The organism is Mesorhizobium sp. M1348 (assembly GCF_040317925.1).
Taxonomy (GTDB): Bacteria; Pseudomonadota; Alphaproteobacteria; order Rhizobiales; family Rhizobiaceae; genus Mesorhizobium.
Map to the genome: position 1 here is coordinate 262,124 of NZ_JAMYLH010000005.1, position 23,542 is coordinate 285,665.

Below are 23,542 nucleotides of genomic sequence, written 5' to 3' on the forward strand. Positions count from 1 at the left end.
CTCAGTTGGTGAGCGCGAACGTCTCCAGCTTGGCGGCATTGTCGCCATTGACCAGGACGCAGTCCATCAGCTGCTTTTCTTCGGCGGGAGACTTCTTGTTCTTGATGAAGTCGTTGGCCTGCTCGACCGCCATCTGCGCCTGCGCGAAGGCCGGCTGCAGGACTGTCGCCTTGATGCCGCCGGAGGTGATCGAGTCGCGCACATCGTTCGACCCGTCGAAGCCGACGACGATGACGTCCTTGCGGCCGGCAGCGGCAAGTGCCGCATAGGCGCCCATCGCCATCGTATCATTGCCGGAGATCACGCCCTTGATATCGGGATTGGCCTGAAGGATCGATTCCATCTTTGAATAGGCCTCGGTCTGGCTCCAGTTGGCCGACTGCTGCGCCACCATCTTCAGGTCCGGATAGTCGTCGATGACGTCGTGGTAACCCTTGGAGCGGATGCCGGCATTGGTGTCGGATTCCTTGCCGACGAGCTCGACGAAATTACCCTTCTCGCCCATCAGCTTGACGAATTCCTGCGCGCCGAGTTGGGCGCCCTGATAATTGTTGGAGACGATCTGCGCGACGGCGACACCAGTGGCATTGATCTCGCGATCGATCAGGAAGGAAGGAACGCCTGCGTCCTTGGCTTTCTGCACCGCGGCGACGGTGGCGTCGGCGCCGGCATTGTCGAGGATGATCGCCTTGGCGCCGCGGCCGATCGCCGTGTCGATCAATTCGGACTGCTTGTTGGCGTCGTCGTCATGGACGAGCACCAACGCCTCGTAGCCGAGTTCCTTAGCCTTGGCCTCCGCGCCGACAGCTTCCGCCTTGAAGAACGGATTATCATGCGAGGGCGTGATGATGGCGATCAAATCCGCCGCATAGGCGGGTGCGGCGGTGCCAAGCGCCAGTATGCCGGCAAAAGCCGCAAGCGTCATTCTGCGTGTCAGTTTCATGTATTCCTCCCGTTGAAAATCCGCGCCTTGTCCCAAGGCTATATGCATTCGATTTCGTTAGCCGGCCGTAGGCGGCGGGTCGCGTCAGATTCACAAGCCTTTGCCGGCTTCAACTCGACGGATCGCTCCCCCTATCCCTCCACTCATCCAGCCCCTGAGCCTGTTGCGAAGCTTGACGGTCCGATCCATTGAACAGCTAAGCCAACTGGTATAATGAGTCAATGACAATTTCAGGTGATATGTTCCGGAAGACGCGTCGCGCCCTCAGGTGATGCGCTGAATGCTCGCGGCAATCTCCTCCGGCTCGAACACCCGCTTCCAGTCGTCGCGCATCAGCACCGGCTTGCCGAACTCTATCGCCTTGTTGCAGGCGTCGGAGAACACGCCTTTGGTCTCGCCGAAGATGACGGCGCCAAGCACGTTCATATGGCCAAGCAGGAAATCGAGCGCCGCCTGCTTGTCGACCCCGCGCGCCACCACCTCGTCGACCGCCTCTTTCATGACGACGAGCAGCGAGGCGCATACCGTTTCCGAAAGGCCGGGCTCGAGCAGCGCCATCTGATCGACAGTGACGCGATGCGAGCGCATAACCGGCGCCCAGATGATCTTTGCGATCGCCTCACCCTTGGCGAAATCTCCCTCCGGTCCCTGCATCAAGGCGCTGACCATGTGCTGCTTGGCCTTGACGCCGCCGAAATAATCCTTCTTGGCCGCCATGTCGGTCTCGTCGTTGAAGATCGGCGGATGGCACGGGTGGGTGACGAAATAGGTCAGGTCCGGTCGCTTCGGCAAATGCCCGGCGAAAGGTGCCGCGGCGTCGAGCACGACAACCATCGTGCCTGATGCAAGCTTGCTCTCGATGCTCGCCGCGACCTTGCCGATATGCGTGTCCGGCACCGCCAGGATCACCACATCGGCGCCATCAAGCGCCTCATCGGCGCTGACGGCATCGATGTTGAGGCCCGACTTAAGCCGCTCGCGGCCGGCGTCGCTGACCTCGACATGGCGTATCGTGTAGGGAGATCCGCGAAAATTGGTCGACAGGCGGTAACCCATTTTGCCGCCTGCACCAAACAGCGCAATCGTTGTCATGTGTCCGTTACTCCTGATTACCAACGACGGCCCTGCCGATCGTCCCATTGACTTGTATGCACATTGCCGCCGGCTGGCGGATTAGAAAAGGCGGAAAGCCGCCGCTTAAATGACGTTCCCCTGGACGATGTCGTGGGCACCGTCCAGCACAGCGCCGCTAGGCGGAGCATGCTATATCAGGTACACATTATACCAGCATACCAAATTGGCAAGCGGCGTGGCACGGCTCTGACCAATTGTTTGGCCGTCGTTTACCTCCTGTTCAACGGCAAAGAGCGATCATCGCGCTGAACCGCCGATCGGCGGGATGATTCGCAGCCAACAAAGGCCCATGCTCGAAACGTCACTCTACAGCCCGGTCAAGACCTTCCTCGAAGGCCTGGGATTTATGGTCAAGGGCGAGATCGGCGGCTGCGATCTGCTGGCGCTGAGTGCCGACTCTCCACCGATCGTCGTCATCTGCGAGCTGAAGCTGAAGTTCAATCTCGAGCTGGTCCTCCAGGGCGTCGACCGTATGGCGGCGAGCGATGAGGTCTGGCTCGCGGCATGCGTGTCGGCCCGTGGCAAAGGCCGTGAGAGCGATGTGAGATACCGCAATCTCTGCCGTCGCCTCGGCTTTGGCCTGCTTGGCGTGCGGGCGAACGGCGAGGTTCAGGTGCTGCTCAGCCCGGCGGCATTGGCCCCGCGTCGGGATCCCCGTCGCCGCTCGAAACTAATCGACGAACATCGGCGTCGGCAGGGCGATCCCGTCGCCGGCGGCGGCTCGCGTGCGCCGATCATGACCGCTTATCGCCAGCAGGCACTGGCATGCGCCGCAGCGCTCGCCGATGGTCCAAAGCGGCCACGTGACTTGAAGCCCAACCTGCCGAACGCACCCAAGATCCTGCTGCACAACGTGTATCGCTGGTTCGCGCGCACCGATCGCGGGGTCTACGAACTGACCGCTCAGGGCCGTGAAGCATTGCAGCGCTGGCCGCAGCCCGATCGCAGCCACGCCGCTGCCTGAGACAGGGCAACGCCGGATTTCGCGCCCTGCTTTCCGCGACAATCACCGCTTTCGGCAAGACAGCAACCTCCGTAACGGAACCATATTTCGACACGATGGTTTTGTCGGGACCGAATTGATCGTCCGCTGAGCAAAACGGAAGGAACGGCCATGCGCCTATCGACGACAATTGTCACACTTTCGGCACTGGCCCTTGCCTCGCCGGTCTATGCGCAATCCGTGGGACCAGAGCTTGCCCCTGTCCCGCCAACGGCGCCGCAAACCCTGCCAGAGCAAGCCACGCCAGAAGGGGCCACTCCCGACCAGGCTACACCTGACCAAGCCTTCTCCGCCCAGAATTTCACCGCTGTGACAATCGTGGCGATGGAGGATCTGCCTCCTGAAATCAAGGCACAGGCGGAGGCCGTCGTCACCCAGACCAGCGCCGAGGATTTGCGCATCCTGCAAAGTTCGATCGACGCATCGCCGCAGGCGGCATCGGCACTGGCGGCGAACGGACTTAATTCCACTCAGGTCGTGGCGGCCAATATCGACGGCGACGGCACGCTGACGCTGATCATCCAGACGACGACGTGAGCGGCTGAAAGCGGACAAGCCGGTTCCGGCACGGAACCGAAGTCCGCCTGATCGCGGAGGACTGTCATGGCCGAGGCTGCAGTTCGCAACTTCACCATCAATTTCGGGCCACAACATCCCTCCGCTCACGGCGTCCTGCGGCTGGTGCTCGAACTCGACGGCGAGATCGTGGAACGCGCCGATCCCCACATCGGCCTGCTGCATCGTGGCACCGAGAAGCTCATCGAGTACAAGAACTACCTGCAGGCCTTGCCCTATTTCGACCGGCTCGACTACGTCGCGCCGATGAACCAGGAGCATGCATTCTGTCTCGCCGCCGAGAAGCTCCTCGAAATATCGATTCCGAAACGCGGGCAGCTCATCCGCGTGCTTTTCTGCGAAATCGGCCGGCTGTTATCGCACCTCCTCAACGTCACCACGCAAGCCATGGACATCGGCGCGCTGACGCCACCGCTCTGGGGTTTCGCCGAACGCGAGAAGCTGATGGTCTTTTATGAGCGCGCGTCCGGTGCCCGCATGCACGCGAACTATTTCAGGGTCGGCGGCGTGCATCAGGATCTGCCGCCGGAACTCCTCGACGACATCTGGAATTTCTGCGATCCGTTCCTCAAGGTCTGCGACAATCTCGAAGGGCTGTTGACCGAGAACCGCATTTTCAAGCAGCGCAATGTCGATGTCGGCGTGATCGGCCTCGATGATGCCTGGGCCTGGGGCTTTTCCGGCGTGATGGTGCGCGGATCGGGCGCCTCATGGGATCTGCGCAAGGCGCAGCCATACGAATGCTATTCGGAGATGGATTTCGATATCCCGGTCGGAAAGCATGGCGACTGCTACGACCGCTATCTCGTACGCATGGAGGAAATGCGCCAGTCGGTCCGGATCATGCGGCAATGCCTGGAAAAGTTGCGCTCGCCCGAAGGCCAGGGGCCGTTCGCGATCCCGAACCGCAAGATCACGCCGCCGCCGCGTGCTACAATGAAGCGCTCGATGGAAGCGACGATCCAACACTTCAAACTTTATACCGAAGGCATTCGCGTGCCGAGCGGTGAAGTCTATGCCGCCGTCGAAGCGCCGAAGGGCGAGTTCGGCGTCTACCTCGTATCGGACGGAGGCAACATTCCCTACCGATGCAAGATCCGCGCACCTTCCTTCGCCCACCTGCAAGCGATGGATTTCCTGTCCCGAGGCCATATGATCGCCGATGTTGCCGCGATCATCGGCTCGCTCGACATCGTGTTCGGAGAAATCGATCGCTAGTTTAGCCAGGTCGCAGGATCTTCCCCGATCGCAGGATCATTCGTCCTCAGCAGACCGCGCAGGCAGGCCTGGACGGCGCGCGAACGCCAGTGGACGAAGGCTCTCACTTGCGGCGGGCCAACTCAAATTCTCACATCAAAGACGGACGCATGGCCGCGACAAGGCGCAGCCAAGCGTCGAGGAGTTTCACAATCTGCGCGGCCTGACGGGCCACGAGCCCTTCCAAGTTCGGAAGCGCTCTCCACGGCGCGGAAAGAACGCGTGTTCCGCCGTTCCTCGTACCGCGTCAATGCACGATCAAGCCCTTCATCCAGGCAACAAATCTGTTGCCGCGAACTATCCCGCGCACCCTGGCAGCGGCCCATCTCGCTTGCATCGTAGCGCCAACATGGCAATGGCAGACGATTTGGTGCAACTGCCGGTCGCTCAGTTCGAAGAAGCGCTTTGCCTCACCATAGGTATCGTCGTTGAGGCCCATGGCACGCAGAACCGGATCCTCGAACGCGACAGTGAGCGGCGTCCCAGCCCCACGCGATCTGTCACGCGCTTCCCTGTTCATATATTCGGTGCCTGGAAGCGCCCCAAGGCATCGCGTCGGGTTTTGTTCGAGAAGTTCTGCCCAACGTTCAATCCGCTGGTTTCGAGTCATCGCCGGATACGCCGCGAAGGACTCAACTTCCGCGACGGCATGCAGTTGGTCGAGTGTTTGATGTTTCATGGTCGGCTCCTGTCGACAGGTGAATTTGCCCACGCCTATATGAGCAATTATCGCGCCGTGGAGCGCTGACAAGGCCGGACCGCCGCAACATGAAGCGTACGGATCACCAGCCCGGTGAAGCGGCACTCGTATTCCAACGCGCCCGCGCCGGTGGGTCCGATGTCGACTCGTTAACCGAACCCGTTCCGGACAGGAACTTTTGCGGAAGCTTGCCGTTTGGCTTTGCGTCCGTTTCGGCGGCTGCAATATCAATCTTGAAAGCAATTCCGTTGGACACGAAGCCTCAAAGCGTCGAACACGACGTCGAGCCTGTAAATGAAACCCGGGAGCAACCGACCCCGGTTAGAGAATCTCGTGAGCGATCGGCAGGGCCCCGGCAGGAAAAGCCCGACGGGAATGCCTCGCAACGAAAGGCAGGTCTGCTCGGCTTTCCCAGGCGCCATCCCTATGCGGCCGCAGCCATCGCGCTTGCGCTGTTGCTCGTCGCGGCAGGCGTCGCGATCTGGTAGCTGAACGCCCGCCAGTACGAATCGACCGACGACGCCTTCATTGACGCCCGAACGGTGACGATCGGCGCCCAAATCGCCGGCCGTATCACCGAGCTGGCGGTTACCGACAATCAGCATGTACAGGCGGGCGATGTCCTCCTGCATATCGACGACAGCGATTATCAGGCGAATCTGAAGCAGGCCGATGCCGGCGTCGCCGCGGCCGAGGCCGAAATCGTCAATGTCACCGCCCAGATCGAGGCTCAAAACGCAAAGGTGAACGCTGCCCAGAGGCAGGTTGGACAGGCCAAGGCAGCGCGGGATTTCGCCAAGGCTGAGGATCAACGCAATCGCGAACTCCTGGCCAGGGGCACAGCAACGCAGCAGCAAGCGCAGCAGGCAGCATCGACGCTGCGTCAGGATCAGGCCGCGCTGGACAGCGCCGAGGCCAATGTCGCCTCGGCAAAAAGCCAGGTTTCGGTCTTGCAGGCGCAGGCCAGGAGCGCCGAGGCGCAGCTCGAGCAGGCCAAGGCCAGCCAGGAGCAGGCCCGCACGACGCTGTCACGCACGACCATCACGGCACCCGCAGCCGGGCGGGCAACAAGCATTTCGGCCGCTGACGGCACCTACGCCCAACCCGGCCAGGTATTGATGATGTTCGTTCCCGACGAGGTCTGGGTGAAGGCCAATTTCAAGGAGACGCAGCTCGACCTGATGCGGCAGGGACAGCCGGTCGACATCGACATCGACGCCTACCCGGACAAGTCCTTCCATGGCCGGGTCGACAGCATCCAAGCTGGCAGCGGCACTGCCTTCAGCCTGCTGCCGGCCGAAAATGCCACCGGCAATTACGTCAAGGTGGTGCAGCGCGTGCCGGTGAAGATCGTCTTCGACAAGCCGCCGGATGTGCTTCTCGGTCCAGGCCTGTCGGTGGTGCCGACGGTCAAGGTGCGATGAGCGGCGAAAGCGCCAGAAATCAGGGCGAAAGCCGATCCGCCGCCGGGACACACAATCCCTGGCTCATCGCCGTCGTCGTCTCCATCGCCACTTTCATGCTGGTGCTGGACACCTCGATCGCCAATGTCGCCCTGCGCAACATCGCCGGCAGCCTGGCTGCCGGAATGGACGAAAGCACCTGGGTGATTACCACCTATCTCGTCGCCAACTCGGTGATCATCCCGGTCAGCGGCTGGCTGGCAAGCGTCATCGGCCGCAAGCGCTACTACATGCTCTGCGTGGCGACCTTCACCGTCGCGTCGCTGCTATGCGGACTGGCGCCCAACCTGGAACTGCTCATCCTGTTCAGGGTCCTTCAGGGCCTCGGTGGCGGCGGCATGGCGCCAAGCGAACAATCGATCCTTGCCGACACCTTTCCGCCTGAAAAGCGCTCGCAAGCCTTCGCACTTTACGGCATTGCCGTCATCGTCGCACCGACGGTCGGGCCGACGATCGGCGGCTGGCTGACGGACCATTTCTCCTGGCACTGGATCTTCTTCATCAACGTGCCGTTCGGCATCCTGTCGCTGGCGCTGGTGCAATGGCTGTTGGTCGAACCGGACGTACTCGAACGCGAACGCAAGGAACGGCTGAAAGGCGGCCTGAAGATAGACGGGGTCGGGTTCGTCCTGGTGGCGATAGCCTTGGGATGCCTGGAGATCTTCCTCGACCGGGGCCAGCGCTACGATTGGTTCGCCTCGAATTTCATCACCACTTTCGCAGTGATTTCCGCGATCGCGTTCCTGCTGCTTATCCCATGGGAAATCAGTCGCAGCGATCCGGTCGTCGACATGCGCCTGTTGTTCACGCGCCAGTTCGGTACGGCCTTCCTGGTCATGATGGCGGTCGGTGCTATCCTGTTCAGCACCACCCAGATCGTTCCGCAGCTGCAGCAGACGACATTTGCCTACACCGCGACGCTCTCGGGCCTTTCGATGATGCCGGGCGGCATCGCCATGCTGATCTTGATGCCGGTGTCCGGATTTGTAGGCAGCATCGTGCAACCCAAATACCTGATCATGATGGGCATGTCGGTGGTCGCAGTGGCCCTTTGGCACATGACCTCGCTCACCCCGGACGCCAGCTTCCGCTTCTTTGCCTTTGCCCGTGCCTTCCTGATGGTCGGGCTGCCGTTCTTGTTCATTCCCATTTCAACCGCGGCCTATGTCGGCCTGCCCCCGCAGAAGACCAACCAGGCATCGGCGCTGATCAACGTTGCACGCAATATCGGCGGCAGCATCGGCGTCTCGCTGTCCAACACCGTCATTGCGCAAAGCTCCCAGATCCATCAATCGAACCTGGTCGGCCGCACCGTGCAATCGTCGCCCGCCTATCAGCAGGTGCTTCGGCAGGCGACCGAGCATTTCGTCGCCCATGGTTCGCCGCTGGTCGAGGCGAAGCAACAAGCGATCGGCTGGCTCGGCCAGTTGATCGCCCGCCAAGCCACGTTGCTCGCCTATGTCGATGTCTTCCGCTACTGCGCGGTGGCAACCGCCCTGCTTGTTCCGCTGGCGCTGCTGCTCCGGTCAAGCAAGTCGGGCGGCAGCCAGCCGAATCCCGAAATGGGCTGACCGGCAAGTGCGACGGTGTGGTTTTCCAAAAACGGGCAAGCCGGGAACCAGCCGACCCGTTGCGTTGTTCTGCGCCAAGAGGAGATGATTACGATGGCCACTGTTCCCACACCCGAGCCGACACCGACCCCGGTGCCACCGCCTCCCATCCCAGATCCCAAGCCCGTGCGTGAGCCGGACCCCGACAGGCTTCCCGACGAGGACCCCATTCCCAATCCGGATGAAAACGATATTCCGCCAAAGCGGGCGTTCAACACCTATTAGATTTCGAGCATGGCGTAGGGGCGGCCGGTCGGCTTGGCGACATGCATGGCAACGTTATAGACCGGCGCCCCGCCCGGCGTGCGGCCCTCATAGGCGCCGCGATGCGCATGACCATGCACCACCGCGCTGACCTGGAACCGGTCTATTGTCTCGGCCAGGCGTGACGAACCGAGAAACGGGAATATCTCCAGCGGCTCGCCTTCGACCGTCTCGATGACAGGCGCGTAGTGCAGAACGACAAGCGTGCGTTTGGCGCGGACCTGCCGCATTGCGTTTTCAAGCCGCATCGCTTCGTTCACGCTTTCCGCCACCATTGACTTGATCGCTGGTTCGCCGAAGGAGCCGAGCATGCGCGATCCAAAACCGCCAACGAAACCCTTGACCCCAACGAACCCGACCTCGTGAATCTCTGTCGCCTCGCCGTCGAGCAGGTGAACGCCCGCCTGGCGCAGAATGTCGGTGACCTGGGCGACGGCGCCTGACTCATAGTCGTGGTTGCCAAGTACGGCGACGACCGGGATCGTGCAAGCACGCAGTTCCTCGGCAAGGATTTCGGCCTCCCGAGGCTTGCCGAGATTGGTAAGGTCGCCCGTCAGCACGAGAACCTGGGCTTCACGCGACATCTCGCCGAAAAGATCGCGGTACGAGGCCTGGTCTTCCTTGCCGACATGCAGATCGCCAATGGCGGCGACTTTGAGTGCGCTGCCGCTTTCCGCCTTTGCCGGAGCAGTTTCGAGCTCGTCAGCCATTGCTATGTTCTCCTTCACCGCCGACGTCGGCAAAGCCCCAGTCCTTGACGTCGATCTCATAGTCGGTTCGTGAAAGCATGCGCCCACGGCAGATTTTCATCCGGGAAGGTGGCAATTCGCGCTGCTTGGCCAGCCGGTCAAGCAGCTCGTCGAGCAGCCAGGCGGGTACGCGGCCCCGCTCCGACGGATAGATCCATCGGAAGTTCAAGAGATGCATCAGCAGAACTTCCCAATGAACTTCCATGTAGGAAAGCAGCCTTTGCCAGTCGATCTGGTCGTGCGTCTTGAGGATGGTGTGCGAAACGTCGGCGCCATCGTGGCGGCCGCGGTCCTGGATGAAACATTTGGACCAGACAAGCTCGGTGGGACCGATGATCCGCACCTGGCTGCCCAGCAATTCGCCCTGACGGGCGTGCTCCAGCCACTGGTCGTCGACCGGCATTGTGCCGTTCATTGAGGCGAAAATGACGTCGAAAAAATGCGTCCCCTTGAACACTTTGCCCAGCCACCGGTCGTCCTCGACCACGACGGCGTAGCCGATCCGCTTGAAATGGGCGAGGATGCGCGGGCAGTCGCCGGCCTTGCAGAAAATGTCGAGATCCTTGGTCAGGCGGATGATCCCGGTATAGGCGCTTACGGCATAGGTGCCGGCGACAAGAAAGGGGATGCCGGTCGCGACAAGTTCGCGGATCGCTTCGATATAAAAGACCTCCGCTTCGGCATTGCGAAGCGTCGGGGCGGCTTTTGGATCGACCGACGGAACGGATGCCGGGATGGCGCTTTCCGGTGGGGGATTGATGATCATAGCAATGGCTCCTGGCCCGGCAGACCAGCAGCCGCCTGTATCTAATAGCCAAGCACGCCCGATGGTTCCCGCCGCTGCGTGCCACGGCCGCTCTCGCCTGCTGCATCAGGCGGACACGCCGCCGTGACAGGCCTTCGAAGCGGTCATGGCTGTCGGCTGCGGCGGCAGCCATAAAGAGATATGTGAGCGGTCATTTTTGACGTCAAGATAGCAGCGCGGTCAGCCTCAAGCGCGTCGAGGCGAAGTAGGCCCGCTATCGTCCCCGGGTTCGGAAAGGATTGGCTTCAACATGGTTCCCGAGCTGTCGGAGGCACTGCGCACCCGGCGCAACAGCCACTTGAGCGCTCGTGGCCAGACCGACTCTGTTTGCCGGAAAGCTGCAGGCGGCGTGGCAAGAAGGCCATTCTCCATTTGTAGTTCCTTACTGTCTCAGTCCAATCAGCGTTCTTCAACGAGCAAAACTTGTGTTGGTTCCGCATCGCCATCGACGGTAGCACGGGCTGGCCAGGCGAAGCCACCATTTGTGGGTTCGAGCAGGCTAGCCTCGTGCGGCAAGATCAGCGCTCGCGAGATCAGGGTCCTCGGCGACCAAGTCACGGAATTCAGCTACTAGCCGGCGGGATTCAGCTCGTATCCTGATGCGCCGGCTCTGGACACGGCCCGCGAAGGCTGAAATTGTTACCGGCATTTCCAGTTGCAAATTTGGTTGGGCTCGGCGGGGATGGCGCTGGTTTCTGAAGACATTGCCGGCCATCCGGCATTGCGTCGCCATGTCCAGGCTCAGTCGCGGACGCTGCTCCAGACCTATGAAGCGAACCCGCGGCTGGCTTCCGTATTCGCCACGCAACAACGCTGGCTGATGGCCCATATCGGCCTTGCCTTGTATTTCGATCGAGAGCCGGACGATCATCGCAAGGGACTTACGTCTACACGGTTCATGGACGGCATCTGCCGGCATTCGGTGGCCAGCCGCAACACCGCCGATGCCTTCCTGAAGGAGATGCTGCATTACGGTTTCATCCGGCATCTGCCGATTAAATATGGGCGCATCCGCCCCTTTGAGCCGACCGCGGGCACTCTGGAGACGGTTGCCGGCTGGTTCATGGCCCATCTGAAAACGCTGGACAGCCTGGACGGTGGATCTCGACTGGCTGCATTCGTCGCACAACCGGACGTACTCGCCAAACTGCAGCCACTGGTGGCCGACGGACTGCTTTCGTCGCATGCCGTGCGCGAGCCAAGACAGACTTTTTCCTTGTTCACCTGGCTCGACAATGGCGGCATCGTCATGGATTGGCTGATGTCCGGCGTCGATCCCGATCATGCCGACCTGGACCGAATTCCGACCGGTGTCGTCTCAATCGGAGATTTCGCGAACTGGCTCAAGCTCTCCCGGACCCACCTGTCACGCAAATTGCGCGATGCCGAGGAACTCGGCAGCATCGGCTGGCTGGGCCAGCGCGGTCATTCGGTCATGTGGGTGTCGAGCGAGTTCTATCAGGAATACATGACCGCCCAGGCGGTCAAGCTCGCCATCATCGATACAGCCTTCGACAATTGTGTTGTAGCTTCCGACGGCAGCTGAACCGCGAGCGGAACGCCGTCGTGGCAGCCTTGGCGCCGCCGCGACGGAGGTCTGGCATTTCAATCGATGTCGAACGACACGCCCTGCGCAAGCGGCAGCGCCTTGGAATAATTCACCGTATTGGTGGCGCGCCGCATATAGGCCTTCCAAGCGTCGGAGCCGCTCTCGCGGCCGCCGCCGGTCTCCTTCTCGCCCCCGAAGGCACCACCGATCTCTGCCCCCGACGTGCCTATATTGACATTGGCGATACCGCAGTCCGACCCGTCGACGCCGAGGAAGCGCTCGGATTCCTGCAGGTCGCGGGTAAAGATCGACGACGACAGCCCCGCTCCCACCGCATTGTGCTCGTCAAGCACGGCGTCGAAGTCCGAATATTTCATCACATAGAGGATCGGCGCGAAGGTCTCCTCCGTCACTGGCGAAACCTGCCGCGGCATTTCGACCAGCGCCGGACGCACATAGTAGGCCTCGGGATGGCCGTTCTCGACCCGTATTCCGCCGGTTATCTTACCACCATGCGAAGCCGCCTCCTCCAGCGCCTTCTGCATATTCCCGTAGGCAGCCTTATCGATCAGCGGGCCGACCAGAGCGCTTGTCTCCAGCGGATTGCCGACCGAGACGCTTTCATAAGCTTTCTTCAGGCGCGGAACGAGCTGGTCGTAGACACTCTCATGCACGAAAAGGCGCCTTAGCGTCGTGCAGCGCTGGCCGGCCGTGCCCATGGCGCCGAAGGCAATGGCGCGGAGCGCCATGGCGAGGTCGGCCGTCGGGCAGACGATGCCGGCATTGTTGCCGCCGAGCTCCAGCACGGCACGGGCAAAGCGCTTCGCCAGCCGTGGGCCGACGTCCCTGCCCATGCGCGTCGAGCCGGTGGCCGATACCAGCGGCACCCTGGGATGATCGACCAGGATCTCGCCGACGGCGCGATCGCCGATCAGAACCGGCGCCAGCCCCTTCGGCGCATCGCCGAAACGTTCTGCTGCGCGCTTGAAGATCGCTTCGCAGGCGAGCGCCGTCAGCGGTGTCTTCTCGGACGGCTTCCACACCACCGCGTCGCCGCAGACCAGCGCAAGTGCCGCGTTCCACGACCATACCGCCACCGGAAAGTTGAAGGCCGAGATCACGCCGACGACGCCGAGCGGATGCCAGGTTTCCATCATGCGATGGCCGGGACGCTCGGTGGCGATGGTCAGGCCGTACAATTGCCGGGAAAGACCGACGGCGAAATCGCAGATGTCGATCATCTCCTGCACTTCGCCTAGACCCTCGGACGGGATCTTGCCGACTTCGATCGACACCAACCGGCCAAGCTCGGTCTTGTGTGTGCGCAATTCCTCGCCGAGCAGCCGCACCAGCTCTCCACGCTTGGGAGCTGGCACCTGCCGCCACGCCAGGAAAGCCTTGTGGGCATTGTCGATGGTCGTTGCCGCATCAGCCGGCGAGATGGTCTTCAGCGCGGCGATCTGCTCGCCGGTCACCGGGCTGCGCACGATGAGGTCGCCGCCCGTAAGCGCGCCCTCGGCAACGCCCAGTTTCGCCAGAAGCCCGGCCGTTTCCTTCGCAATCGTCATTTTCATCCCTTTCCAGATCCCGTCGCTCATATGGCGTCGGTCCAAGCCTTGCGCCATACCCGCTCCCTGCCGGTCGGCACACCAGGCGCTGTCATGGCGTGGCATTACGCGTTTCAGGGAAAAATCGCCACCCCGGCATGGTCTAAGCAAAGGTCAGACCGTTGAACCAGGCGGAGGCGTCGGATCAATGCGCCGTTTGCTTAGCGCCTTCTTTCATCAGCCGGTCGATATGCATGCGGATATGCGCTGCCTCTGCGGCCGTATTGGCAAGCGCGATGGCGCGGTCGAAAGCGACGCGTGCCTCCTCGCCGCGGCCAAGCTGCATCAGCAGTCCGCCCTTGAGGCCGAAGAAATGGAAATAGCCGGAAAGCCTTCCCTCCAGCGGCTCGATCATGGCGAGTGCGGCTTCCGGTCCACGCACCTTGGAGACCGCGACGGCGCGGTTGAGCGTCACCACCGGCGACGGCTGCATCTGCTCGAGCAGGCCGTAGAGCAGGTCGATCTCGTTCCAGTCCGTATCCTCGGGCTTTTCCGCCCGCGCATGCAGTGCGGCGATCGCCGCTTGCACCTGGTAGGGACCGGGCTTGCGATGGCGCAACGCCTTATCGACCAGCGCCAGGCCTTCATCGATCATCTTGCGGCTCCACAGGCTGCGGTCCTGGTCTTCGAGCAGCACGATCTCGCCGTTCTCGTCGAAGCGAGCCGGCGAGCGTGCATGCTGCAGCAGCAACAGCGCGGTCAGCCCCATGATCTCCGGCTCGGTCTGGAATAGCCTGAGCAGCAGGCGGGCCAGCCGGATCGCCTCTTCGCAAAGCGGCGCACGCGCCGAAGCCTCGCCGCTGTTGCTGGAATAGCCTTCGTTGAAGATCAAGTAGACCATGGCGGCGACGGCGGCGAGCCGTTCGGAGCGCTCGACCGCTCCCGGCGTCTCGAACGGCACCCCGGCGTCGGCGATACGCGCCTTGGCGCGCGTGATACGTTGCTCCATGGCGCTTTCACCGACGAGGAAGGCGCGGGCGATCTGCTTGACCGCCAGGCCGGAGACGATGCGCAACGCCACCGCGATCTGCTGTGTCGCCGGCAGGTCGGGATGGCAGCAGATAAACAGCAGCCGCAAAATATCGTCGCGGTAATGCGCCCCGTCCAGCCGCTCGGCGACGTCGCTCTCGGCATCTTCCAGATCGGAGATCTGATCCTCTTCCGGCAGCGGCGCCTGCTTGGCGCGCTTGCGCACCGCATCGATGCCGCTGTTGCGGCCGACGAAGATCAGCCAGGCTGCCGGATCGCGCGGAGGACCGTTTTTCGGCCAGTTGTTCAGTGCCCTCAGGCAGGCGTCCTGGAATGCTTCCTCCGCCGCGTCGAGGTCGCGGAAGTAGCGCAGCAATGCCCCCATCGCCTGCGGGCGAGCGGTGCTGATTGCCGTGCTGATCCAGGCGAGTTCGGTCATGCGGAAACCTTGGCGGGATTGAAGAGCGAGACCGGCCGGATTTCGTAGGAGCCGCCGCTCGGGTTGACCTCGGAAAGCTCGCGCGCGAAGTCGACGGCCTCATCGAGGTCGGCGCATTCGAGCGTGTAGAAGCCGAGGAACTGTTCCTTGGTTTCGGCAAACGGCCCGTCGATGACGATCGATTCGCCCTTGACCTTCCTCAGCGTCGTCGCCGCGGTCGTCGGCAAGAGCCGCGCCACCGGGCCAAGCCGGCCGGCCTGGGCATATTTTTCCTGCACGCCGATAAGCTTTTCCATGACGGCATCGTCCTGCTCCTTGCTCCAGGAGCAAACGACATCTTCAGAGGCATAGCAGAGGATCGCGTAGAGCATGGGTCGTCCTTTTCTTTATCAAAGGACGAAACACTAGGACCGATGCCGACATGGCGTCGACAAAAAAATACGCTCCGGTCCGGCGTCATTCCCTCGCCTTCAGCCATCTCAAGACCAAGGCTTCCTCGTCGTCGAGCCCGGCGATCGACCGTTTCCCTTTGTTGGCATCCGCCATTTCGTCGAGCAGCCGTCCTTCGGACCAGGCGCGGAAGACTTCCGGATGGATGTAGCATTGGCGACAAACCGCGCGTGTGTTGCCAAGCCGCTCGGCAACCTTGTCGATGACATTGTTCATCACCCGCTTTTGCTGCGCCTGGCTTTCCGGACGTTCGGTTTGCGCAAACAGCGACGCCGCATGAATGGTGCCGCCCCAGGTTCGGAAGTGCTTGGAGCTGAACTCCGCCCCGGCGTTATCCCTGATATAGCGGTTGACGTCGTCTGAGCGCACCGGACGCCTGTTTCCATCCTCGTCGAGATACTGGAACAACTTCTGTCCCGGCAGGTCCTGCGCTCCACGCACGATCTTGGCGATCCGGCGATCGACAAGCTTCAATCTCCATTCCTTGCCGGATTTGCCGGTGAAGGCGAAACGCAGGCTCGAGCCCTTGATGTCGACATGGCGGTCACGCAGCGTGGTCAGTCCAAAACTCTTGTTGTCGCGGGCATAGGCGGCATTGCCGACACGGATCATTGTGTTGTCGAGCAGCCAGACGATGGCCGCCACGACGCGCTCCAGCGGCAGGCCGTGACGACGCAGATCGGCGTCGATCTTCCGTCGCAATTCGGGCAGGCTTTCGGCGAAGGCGATGAGGCTCGAATATTTGACCCCGTCGCGCTCCTCTGCCCATTGCGGATGATAGCGGTATTGTTTGCGGCCGCGCTGGTCCCGACCGGTCGCCTGGATGTGACCGTCGGCATCCGGCGAGATCCACACATCCGTCCAGGCCGGTGGAATGGCAAGCGCCTTGATGCGTGCCAGCGCCTCCCCGTCGACAATCGGCCCGTCGGGTCCTTTGTACGAGAACCCCTTGCCCGAACGCAGCCGGCGAATACCGGGTTCAGTGTCGGTGACATAGTTGAGCGAGGCCCGAACGGCCGAGGCTTGCGCGCCGTTCTCCAGCGCTCCGTTCTGCGGCACCCCGTTCTTTGGTGCAGCTTTCCTCACAGCCGATCGGCCAGACGACGACCCGGATTTGTCCAGCATGTCCTCTCCACGGAATTTCCGTAGATAAGCCGCTTGCCGGCTGCGGGTTCCACCGCCTCTTGATCTCTTGGTTCCAGGACAGCCTATCGACACCGCCGTGCAATGAAGAGGTGCATTCTCACGCCTTTTCGAGCACGACCGGAATGACGTCGACCGCTTGCTCGCCGACCTGTCCACCAGTGGTTTTCAGCACGCCGACGATCGGCGCCACATCGGAGTAGTCGCGGCCATAGCCTACCGTGATATGGTCGTTGCTTGCCCGCATGCCATTGGTCGGATCGAATTCCTGCCAGCCGGCATCGCGCCCGCACCACACCTTGACCCAGGCGTGCATGGCGTCGGCGCCTTCGAGCCGCGGCTTCCCGCGCGGCGGAATGGTGCGCAGGAACCCGCTGACATAGCCTGCAGGGATGCCGAGGCCGCGCAGGCCGGCGATCATGATGTGGGAAAAATCCTGGCAGACGCCGCGCTTCAGGCCGAAGGCGTCGCTGGCCCGCGTCTGCACGGTGGTCGCCTCGCCGTCATAGGTGAAATCGCGGTGAATGCGGTTGCACAGAGCCATGGCCGTGCCGACTGTCGAACTGCCGGCACTGCCTTTCGCATAGGCAGTGATTGCCGCATCGATGCCGGCATGATCGCTGGCGGCCAGAAAGTGATGCGGCGAAGCCGGCGCCAGCGAGTGCACTGCGCCGAGTTCTTCCCTCAGCCGGCGTATGTCCGGCGATACGTCGAGCCCGGGCTCCGGCCGCGACACTGAAACACGCGCGCTCATCCTGATGTCGAGCGCATCATGCGCGTCACGAAAGGCGATCGAGGTGACACTGTTGCCGAAAAAGTCGGAAAAGTCGGAGCGTTCGCTGGGCGCCGGCACAAACGACAGAGAAGCGGCGATGACGCGCTGCACGCCAGGGATGGTCGGCGGCAGCACGCGGACCTGATGGCGGCCGCCGCCGGCCGCCGCATCATAGTCGTAACGCAGGTGAAGCCTGATGTCGTAGAGCATGCCGTCTCTACCCGAAATAGGCTTTGGAGAGGCTGTTGTAGAGCCCGCCGATTTCATTGGCGAGATCGCCGAGGGCCTTGGCAGTCATGTCCGAAGGCTCCTTGATGGCAATCGACGTGTTGAGCTGCAGGATTTCCTTGGCCGCGGGCGACATATGGCCTTCAGCGCCGACAGCGGGCAGCAGCGCGATTTCGGCCTTCAGCCGTTCGAGCTGAAAAAGGATTGAGCGCGGGTTGAGCGGATCGAGCGCCAGAAGGTCGACCACCGTGCGCCGTCCCGCCTGCACCGGATATTGCCGACGGTGGGTCATGACGCTGTCGCCGATCTCCAGCATCATGTCGAGCGCGCCTTCCGGCGCCTGGGCTCTGGTCAGCCGGGCGAGCGTGCGGGCGATCTGGATGCCGCGTTCGAGCCTGCGGCCGATTTCCAGGAAACGCCAGCCGGCAAAGCGGTACATGTTCTCGTGCAGCAGGCCGGAAAACCCGGCCAGCTTGCGCAGGATGACCGTCATTGCCCTTGTCGCGTCGTCGCCCGGCGCCACTGTCGCGGCAAATTGATGGATGGTCTTCGACAGATCTTTCAATGCCAGCCAGCCATCGGGCGAGAAGCGGTCGCGGATCTGTCCGGCACTGTAGACGGCGCTGTCCAGGGTGCCGATGAGCCCCAATGGGATTGCCGTCTCGACGTCGATGCCGAACGGCGCGAGATAGTCCCTGATATCGGCGAGCAGCGGCATCTCGGGATCGGATGTCTCGGCCAGCCGCACATGGTAGGCGCGCAGGATGCGCACCGTGTCTTCCGACCGCTCGATATAGCGGCCGAGCCATGTCAGGTTCTCAGCCGCGCGGCTGGGCAGGCTGCCCGGCAAGGTTCGGGTGAAGCTGTCGTGCTCCTGCGGCAGCAGCGTCTCGCGCTCGACCGGCCTGTCGCTGACCACCCACACATCCGCCGCCTGGCCGCCGCGCTGCATGGCGATGGCCGTCGGGTCGAGCGAAAAGCCGACACGAGCAAAACCGCCCGGCATCACCGTCCAGCCTTCCGGCGTCCGCGCCAGATAGACGCGCAGGCTTGCCGGCCGCGGCTCCAGCCAGCCGCCGACATAGACCGGGGTGGTCGATAGCGTCACCGCTTCCTGGCCGACGAAGTCGCCGCCGTCCTGTTCGATCCGGGCGACGAGCGCGGCCCGTTCCTCGACCGACAGCGCTGACCCGAGCTTGGTCGAGCCGTCGTCCTCGAAGGCAAGCCGTGTCGACAATGCCGGGCCGATCACCATGCGGTCGATATTGGCGAGCACATGCTCGCGCTCCGTCTCCTGCCCACACCACCATGTCGCGACGGTCGGCAGCAGCAGCTCCTCATTGCGCAGGGCGCGCGAAATCTTCGGCAGGAAGGCGAGCAGCGCGCGGGTCTCCATCAGGCCGGAGCCCAGTGCATTGACGGCCGAAACCGCCCCTTGCCGGACCGCTTCGACCAGCCCCGGCGTGCCGATCTGCGAGTCCGGCCGCAGTTCGAGCGGATCGGCGAAGGCGGCGTCGAGTCGTCGCCACAAGACGCTGACCGGCATCAGCCCCGAAACCGTGCGCACCATCAGCCTGCCGCCGGAGACGGTCAGGTCCTCGCCCTCGAGCAGCATGATGCCGAGATAACGGGCGATGTAGGCATGTTCGTAATAGGTTTCGTTCAGCGGTCCCGGCGTCAGGATGGCGACACGGCCGCCGGCTTGCTTGGCCATGTCGATCAGCGCATCGCGGAAACGGCGGAAGAAACCGGCCAGGCGGTGCACATGCATCTCGCCGTAAATGTCGGACAGCGCCCTTGTGGTGGCGACGCGGTTTTCCAGCGCAAAGCCGGCGCCCGACGGCGCTTGTGTGCGGTCGCCAAGCACCCACCAGCGGCCATCCGGGCCACGGCCGAGCTCGAAGGCGCAGAAGTGCAGGAAATGGCCGCTGGCCGGCCTGGTTCCGACGACCGGCCGCAAATATTCGGGGCTGGCCGCGATCAATCCGGCCGGCAGAATGCCTTTCTCGACCAGCCGGTTCGGTCCATAAATGTCGGCGATGGTCTCTTCGAACAGATCGGCACGCTGGACCAGGCCGGCGCTGATGTCAGCCCATTCCTGCTCCTCGATCAGCAGCGGCACATGCGCCAGCGGCCATTCTCGCTCATTGGCGCCGGCCTTGTCATAGACGCGGTAATAGACGCCGGCATCGCGCAGGTACTGGTCGGCGCGGGCAAAGCGCTGGGCAAGTTTTTCCGGCCCCAGGTCCTCCAGTGCCTCGATGAAGTGCCGCCAGGCCGGCCGCGGATTGCCCGACGCATCGACCATCTCGTCGACGACGCCGTCGATCGGCTGGTAGTGCTCCAGCAGACTGTGGGTTTGCGGCTTGCTGCGCAGCCTTTTGTGATTCCCCTTCGCCATTGTTGATCAGAGTCTTTGCGGCCGCCGAAGGTCAAGGGTCATCGGGAAATCTTCAGAGGCTTCTTCGTTGCGCAGCACATAGCTGGACGGCGTATGGCCACGCGGCTCGAAGCGGGCGAGCCGCCGCGCCTCCGCTTCATTGCCGTTGACCGGGAACGTGTCGTAGCTGCGCCCGCCGGGGTGTGCCACATGGTATACGCAGCCGCCGACCGCGCGGCCCGACCAGCGGTCATAGATATCGAAGACCAGCGGCGTGTTGACCGGTAGCGCCGGATGTAGGCCCGACGCCGGCTGCCAGGCCTTGAAGCGCACGCCGGCCACAGCGATCTCGCGGTTGTCGGTCACCTTCATCGGCACCAGGCGGCCGTTGCAGACGACGGCGTGACGCTCCGGGTTGAGTCCCTCGGTCTTCACCTGCAGCCGCTCGACGGAGGAATCGACAAAGCGCACGGTGCCGCCGATCGCGCCTTGCTCGCCCATCACATGCCACGGCTCCAGCGCCTGCCTGAGCTCCAGCTTGATACCGGCATGCTGGACCTCGCCGCAGAACGGGAAGCGGAATTCGAGCTGCGCGTCGAACCATTCCGGACGGAATGCAAAGCCGTTCAGCTTGAGGTCGTCCAGCACATCGAGAAAATCCGCCCAGACATAATGCGGCAGCATGAAACGGTCGTGCAGCGAGGTGCCCCACCGCACGAAACGGCCGTCGAGCGGGTTCTTCCAGGCCCGGGCAATGATGGCGCGGACAAGCAATTGCTGCGCCAGGCTCATGCGCGCATTGGGCGGCATCTCGAAGCCGCGGAATTCGACCAGCCCCAGCCGGCCGGTCGGCCCGTCCGGCGAAAACAATTTGTCGATGCAGATTTCCGAGCGATGCGTATTGCCCGTCACGTCGGTCAGAAGGTTGCGGAACAGACGGTCGACCAGCCACGGCAGGGGTACCGCGCCCTTATCCGGATGCGGCACCTGCGCCATCGCGATCTCGAGTTCGAAGAGCGAATCATGGCGCGCCTCGTCGAAGCGCGGCGCCTGGCTGGTCGGGCCGATGAACAGGCCGGAGAACAGATAGGACAGCGACGGATGCCGCTGCCATTGCAGCACCAGGCTTTTCAACAGGTCGGGGCGGCGCAGGAACGGGCTATCATTGGGCGTGGCACCGCCGACGACGACGTGGTTGCCGCCGCCGGTGCCGGTGTGGCGGCCGTCGATCATGAACTTGTCGGCGCCAAGCCGCGTCTGCCGCGCCTCTTCGTAGATCGCCGTGGTCGTCGCCACGCAATCCTGCCAATTCGCGGCGGGGTGGATATTGACCTCGATGACGCCGGGATCGGGTGCGACACGGATGACATTGAGGCGCGGATCGTGCGGCGGGCCGTAGCCCTCGATGTGCACCGGCAGTCCGATCGCCCTTGCCGCATTCTCCGCCGCCGCGACCAGTTCGAGATAATCCTCCAGCGCCTCGACCGGCGGCATGAACACACAAAGCCGTCCGTCGCGCGGCTCGACCGAAAGTGCCGTGCGCACGGCGCCGCCGATCTCGGTGATCTCCTGTTCGACGCGGTCTTGCTGGCCTGTAACGGCCGTGAAGGATACCGCCTGCTGGCGGCGCGCCATCTCGTCGGCGCCTTCCAGTTCGGCCGGAGCAGGCGAAGAAGCAGCACCGGGCAAGATCGCCTCACGCGCCGGCAATGGTCCGCGCGGCAGCGATGGATCGACCGGCACGATATAGGGGAACTGCGCCGGCGGCACATAAGGCAGCGTGCCGAGCGGCAGGCGGTAGCCGACCGGCGAATCGCCGGGCACCAGGAACAGCCTGCCGCGGCGCGTCTTCCATTTCTCCGAGCGCCAGCGCGGTCCGGAAGCCTGGCTGTTCCAGCGCTGGACCGGCAGCACATAGCCCGACGGCTTGGTCAGCCCGCGTTCGAACACCCGCGCCATGCGGCTGCGCTCCTCCGGGTCCTCCAGCTTCGAATTGGAAGGATCGACGTTGTCCGGCAGCTTGCCTTCCTTGAGCAGCCATTCGGCCGGATCCTCATAGGCTTCGCTGACCATCATCTTGTCGATGCCGAGTTCGTCGGCAATCGCGGTCAGCAGGCTCTCGGCCTGCTTTGGTCCGACATCCGCCTCGCTCTTTTCATGCGCGATCAGCGACGGGTCGCTCCACACCGGCTCGCCATCGGTGCGCCAGTAGAGCGAGAACGTCCAGCGCGGCAGGCTTTCGCCGGGGTACCATTTGCCCTGCCCGTAATGTAGGAAGCCGCCCGGCGCGAAGCGTTCGCGCAGCCGGCGGATCAGCGCATCGGCCTTTTCCCGCTTGGTCGGCCCGACGGCCGCGGTGTTCCACTCGGCAGCCTCGAAATCGTCGATCGAGACGAATGTCGGCTCGCCGCCCATGGTCAGCCGCACGTCGCCGGCCTGGAGCGCGGCATCGACTTGGTTGCCGAGCGCATCGAGCGCCTGCCAGCTCTCGTCGGAGAACGGCTTGGTGATGCGCGGATGTTCGGCGATGCGATCGACCCGCATGTCGAAGCCGAATTCGACATTGGCGAAGCTCGCCATGCCGGAGATCGGCGCGGCATTGCGGAAATGCGGCGTTGCCGCGAGCGGCACATGGCTTTCGCCGGTGAGCAGGCCGGAGGTCGGGTCGAAGCCGATCCAGCCGGCGCCCGGCAGATACACCTCGCACCAGGCATGAAGATCGGTGAAATCGGTCGCCGTGCCAGGCGGCCCGTCGAGCGCGACGAGGTCGGGTTTGAGCTGGATCAGATAACCGGAGACGAAACGCGCGGCGATGCCGAGGTTCCTCAATATCTGCACCAGGAGCCAGCTCGAATCGCGGCACGACCCCTTGCCCGCGGCCAGCGTTTCCTCGGGCGAGAAGACGCCGGTTTCCATGCGCACGATATAGGCGATCTCGCGCTGCAGCCGCGCATTGAGGTCGACGACAAAATTGACGGTATTGGTCGGGCTGCGGTCGAGGGTTTTCAGGAATGCCTCCAACAGCGGCCCCGCCGGTTCCGGCGTTCGGTAGATGGTCAGATCGTCCCTGATCTCTTCGGGGTATTCGAACGGAAACGTCTCGGCCGAGGGCTCGACGAAGAAATCGAACGGATTGTAGACCGTCATGTCGGCAACGAGATCGACCTCGATCTTCAGTTCCGTCACCGGTTCGGGGAAGACGAAGCGGGCAAGGAAATTGCCGTAGGGGTCCTGCTGCAAATTGACGAAGTGATTTGCCGGCCCGACCTTCAGCGAATGGCTGAGCACTTTCGTGCGGGAATGCGGCGCAGGCTGCAACCTTATGACTTGCGGGCCCAATACGACCGGCCGGTCGTATTTGTAGTGGGTCAGGTGATAGACGGCTGCCAGAATTGCCATGGTGCCCCTGAAGTCGGCGTTTCAAAAGGAGTTCGCTGAACCCTGACACGAATGCTGACCATTCTCCAAGCAGAGATGTTGCGCTGCACCTAAATTAAG

Annotated in this window: 20 protein-coding genes; 8 read left to right on the forward strand and 12 right to left on the reverse strand. The window is 62.9% G+C overall.

Annotated elements, in window-relative coordinates:
* Position 1: 1 nt before the first annotated feature.
* Positions 2-943, reverse strand: a complete 942-nt coding sequence (locus NKH13_RS12090; protein WP_352466724.1) for a D-ribose ABC transporter substrate-binding protein — start codon at positions 941-943, stop codon at positions 2-4.
* Positions 944-1,207: 264 nt separating this feature from the next.
* Complete coding sequence (locus tag NKH13_RS12095) at positions 1,208-2,035, reverse strand: phosphogluconate dehydrogenase C-terminal domain-containing protein (RefSeq protein ID WP_352713384.1); 828 nt, start codon at positions 2,033-2,035, stop codon at positions 1,208-1,210.
* Between the two features lie 331 nt (positions 2,036-2,366).
* Here NKH13_RS12095 and NKH13_RS12100 point away from each other — a divergent pair, with 331 nt between their 5' ends.
* The 3 genes from NKH13_RS12100 to NKH13_RS12110 all read left to right on the forward strand — a co-directional run bounded on the left by NKH13_RS12100 (position 2,367) and on the right by NKH13_RS12110 (position 4,874).
* A complete protein-coding gene (locus NKH13_RS12100; RefSeq protein WP_352713386.1) occupies positions 2,367-3,041 on the forward strand; it encodes a DUF2161 domain-containing phosphodiesterase in 675 nt (224 codons plus the stop codon).
* A 150-nt stretch (positions 3,042-3,191) separates the two neighbouring features.
* On the forward strand, positions 3,192-3,617 hold the full coding sequence (locus NKH13_RS12105) for a hypothetical protein (protein ID WP_292663156.1): 426 nt from the start codon (positions 3,192-3,194) through the stop codon (positions 3,615-3,617).
* A 66-nt stretch (positions 3,618-3,683) separates the two neighbouring features.
* Positions 3,684-4,874 carry an NADH-quinone oxidoreductase subunit D gene (locus NKH13_RS12110; RefSeq protein ID WP_352713388.1) on the forward strand — a complete coding sequence of 397 codons (1,191 nt, stop codon included), beginning with the start codon at positions 3,684-3,686 and terminating at the stop codon, positions 4,872-4,874.
* Positions 4,875-5,160: 286 nt separating this feature from the next.
* Here NKH13_RS12110 and NKH13_RS12115 read toward each other — a convergent pair whose 3' ends face one another.
* Positions 5,161-5,592 (reverse strand): hypothetical protein, encoded by a 432-nt coding sequence (locus tag NKH13_RS12115; protein WP_352465792.1) that lies wholly within the window; start codon positions 5,590-5,592, stop codon positions 5,161-5,163.
* A gap of 89 nt (positions 5,593-5,681) precedes the next feature.
* Here NKH13_RS12115 and NKH13_RS12120 point away from each other — a divergent pair, with 89 nt between their 5' ends.
* The 4 genes from NKH13_RS12120 to NKH13_RS12135 all read left to right on the forward strand — a co-directional run bounded on the left by NKH13_RS12120 (position 5,682) and on the right by NKH13_RS12135 (position 8,911).
* Entirely contained in the window at positions 5,682-6,101 is a 420-nt protein-coding gene (locus tag NKH13_RS12120; protein WP_352912605.1) for a hypothetical protein, read from the forward strand.
* A 54-nt stretch (positions 6,102-6,155) separates the two neighbouring features.
* Complete coding sequence (locus tag NKH13_RS12125; RefSeq protein WP_352912606.1) at positions 6,156-7,037, forward strand: HlyD family secretion protein; 882 nt, start codon at positions 6,156-6,158, stop codon at positions 7,035-7,037.
* Positions 7,034-8,647, forward strand: a complete 1,614-nt coding sequence (locus NKH13_RS12130) for a DHA2 family efflux MFS transporter permease subunit (RefSeq protein WP_352713393.1) — start codon at positions 7,034-7,036, stop codon at positions 8,645-8,647. Before NKH13_RS12125 ends, NKH13_RS12130 begins: the two co-directional genes overlap by 4 nt.
* A gap of 93 nt (positions 8,648-8,740) precedes the next feature.
* Positions 8,741-8,911, forward strand: a complete 171-nt coding sequence (locus NKH13_RS12135; protein WP_352713396.1) for a hypothetical protein — start codon at positions 8,741-8,743, stop codon at positions 8,909-8,911.
* Here the strand turns inward: NKH13_RS12135 and NKH13_RS12140 are convergent.
* A complete protein-coding gene (locus NKH13_RS12140) occupies positions 8,908-9,660 on the reverse strand; it encodes a metallophosphoesterase family protein (RefSeq protein ID WP_352713397.1) in 753 nt (250 codons plus the stop codon). The genes NKH13_RS12135 and NKH13_RS12140 overlap by 4 nt on opposite strands.
* Positions 9,653-10,465 carry a nucleotidyltransferase family protein gene (locus tag NKH13_RS12145; RefSeq protein ID WP_352713400.1) on the reverse strand — a complete coding sequence of 271 codons (813 nt, stop codon included), beginning with the start codon at positions 10,463-10,465 and terminating at the stop codon, positions 9,653-9,655. The genes NKH13_RS12140 and NKH13_RS12145 overlap by 8 nt, the downstream gene beginning before the upstream one ends.
* A 721-nt stretch (positions 10,466-11,186) precedes the next feature.
* On the opposite strand from NKH13_RS12145, the gene NKH13_RS12150 reads away from it, so the two are divergent.
* The gene (locus NKH13_RS12150; RefSeq protein WP_352912607.1) at positions 11,187-12,050 is read left to right on the forward strand and encodes a hypothetical protein; all 864 of its coding nucleotides are present in this window, start codon (positions 11,187-11,189) and stop codon (positions 12,048-12,050) included.
* Between the two features lie 59 nt (positions 12,051-12,109).
* Here NKH13_RS12150 and amaB read toward each other — a convergent pair whose 3' ends face one another.
* The 7 genes from amaB to NKH13_RS12185 all read right to left on the reverse strand — a co-directional run bounded on the left by amaB (position 12,110) and on the right by NKH13_RS12185 (position 23,443).
* A complete protein-coding gene (gene amaB / locus NKH13_RS12155; protein WP_352912608.1) occupies positions 12,110-13,621 on the reverse strand; it encodes an L-piperidine-6-carboxylate dehydrogenase in 1,512 nt (503 codons plus the stop codon).
* 184 nt (positions 13,622-13,805) lie between these two features.
* Positions 13,806-15,068, reverse strand: coding sequence for an RNA polymerase sigma factor (locus NKH13_RS12160; RefSeq protein WP_352713407.1), 1,263 nt, complete (start codon positions 15,066-15,068; stop codon positions 13,806-13,808).
* The gene (locus tag NKH13_RS12165; RefSeq protein ID WP_292663532.1) at positions 15,065-15,439 is read right to left on the reverse strand and encodes a YciI family protein; all 375 of its coding nucleotides are present in this window, start codon (positions 15,437-15,439) and stop codon (positions 15,065-15,067) included. The genes NKH13_RS12160 and NKH13_RS12165 overlap by 4 nt, the downstream gene beginning before the upstream one ends.
* Before the next feature lie 85 nt (positions 15,440-15,524).
* Entirely contained in the window at positions 15,525-16,643 is a 1,119-nt protein-coding gene (locus NKH13_RS12170; RefSeq protein WP_352713408.1) for a DNA topoisomerase IB, read from the reverse strand.
* Positions 16,644-16,761: 118 nt separating this feature from the next.
* The gene (locus NKH13_RS12175) at positions 16,762-17,646 is read right to left on the reverse strand and encodes a transglutaminase family protein (RefSeq protein WP_352448166.1); all 885 of its coding nucleotides are present in this window, start codon (positions 17,644-17,646) and stop codon (positions 16,762-16,764) included.
* Between the two features lie 7 nt (positions 17,647-17,653).
* Entirely contained in the window at positions 17,654-20,065 is a 2,412-nt protein-coding gene (locus tag NKH13_RS12180) for a circularly permuted type 2 ATP-grasp protein (protein ID WP_352912609.1), read from the reverse strand.
* Between the two features lie 6 nt (positions 20,066-20,071).
* On the reverse strand, positions 20,072-23,443 hold the full coding sequence (locus tag NKH13_RS12185) for a transglutaminase family protein (protein ID WP_352912610.1): 3,372 nt from the start codon (positions 23,441-23,443) through the stop codon (positions 20,072-20,074).
* Between the last annotated feature and the right edge of the window lie 99 nt (positions 23,444-23,542).

Excerpts from the sequence above, each read along its gene's own strand:
- NKH13_RS12170 (WP_352713408.1), bottom strand. The coding sequence starts at position 16,643 with ATGCTGGACAAATCCGGGTCGTCGTCTGGCCGATCGGCTGTGAGGAAA.
- NKH13_RS12090 (WP_352466724.1), bottom strand. The coding sequence starts at position 943 with ATGAAACTGACACGCAGAATGACGCTTGCGGCTTTTGCCGGCATACTG.
- NKH13_RS12145 (WP_352713400.1), bottom strand. The coding sequence starts at position 10,465 with ATGATCATCAATCCCCCACCGGAAAGCGCCATCCCGGCATCCGTTCCG.
- NKH13_RS12135 (WP_352713396.1), top strand. The coding sequence starts at position 8,741 with ATGGCCACTGTTCCCACACCCGAGCCGACACCGACCCCGGTGCCACCG.
- NKH13_RS12100 (WP_352713386.1), top strand. The coding sequence starts at position 2,367 with ATGCTCGAAACGTCACTCTACAGCCCGGTCAAGACCTTCCTCGAAGGC.
- amaB (WP_352912608.1), bottom strand. The coding sequence starts at position 13,621 with ATGACGATTGCGAAGGAAACGGCCGGGCTTCTGGCGAAACTGGGCGTT.
- NKH13_RS12185 (WP_352912610.1), bottom strand. The coding sequence starts at position 23,443 with ATGGCAATTCTGGCAGCCGTCTATCACCTGACCCACTACAAATACGAC.
- NKH13_RS12095 (WP_352713384.1), bottom strand. The coding sequence starts at position 2,035 with ATGACAACGATTGCGCTGTTTGGTGCAGGCGGCAAAATGGGTTACCGC.
- NKH13_RS12105 (WP_292663156.1), top strand. The coding sequence starts at position 3,192 with ATGCGCCTATCGACGACAATTGTCACACTTTCGGCACTGGCCCTTGCC.
- NKH13_RS12160 (WP_352713407.1), bottom strand. The coding sequence starts at position 15,068 with ATGACCGAACTCGCCTGGATCAGCACGGCAATCAGCACCGCTCGCCCG.
- NKH13_RS12120 (WP_352912605.1), top strand. The coding sequence starts at position 5,682 with ATGAAGCGTACGGATCACCAGCCCGGTGAAGCGGCACTCGTATTCCAA.
- NKH13_RS12175 (WP_352448166.1), bottom strand. The coding sequence starts at position 17,646 with ATGCTCTACGACATCAGGCTTCACCTGCGTTACGACTATGATGCGGCG.
- NKH13_RS12180 (WP_352912609.1), bottom strand. The coding sequence starts at position 20,065 with ATGGCGAAGGGGAATCACAAAAGGCTGCGCAGCAAGCCGCAAACCCAC.
- NKH13_RS12115 (WP_352465792.1), bottom strand. The coding sequence starts at position 5,592 with ATGAAACATCAAACACTCGACCAACTGCATGCCGTCGCGGAAGTTGAG.
- NKH13_RS12150 (WP_352912607.1), top strand. The coding sequence starts at position 11,187 with ATGGCGCTGGTTTCTGAAGACATTGCCGGCCATCCGGCATTGCGTCGC.
- NKH13_RS12140 (WP_352713397.1), bottom strand. The coding sequence starts at position 9,660 with ATGGCTGACGAGCTCGAAACTGCTCCGGCAAAGGCGGAAAGCGGCAGC.
- NKH13_RS12165 (WP_292663532.1), bottom strand. The coding sequence starts at position 15,439 with ATGCTCTACGCGATCCTCTGCTATGCCTCTGAAGATGTCGTTTGCTCC.
- NKH13_RS12130 (WP_352713393.1), top strand. The coding sequence starts at position 7,034 with ATGAGCGGCGAAAGCGCCAGAAATCAGGGCGAAAGCCGATCCGCCGCC.
- NKH13_RS12110 (WP_352713388.1), top strand. The coding sequence starts at position 3,684 with ATGGCCGAGGCTGCAGTTCGCAACTTCACCATCAATTTCGGGCCACAA.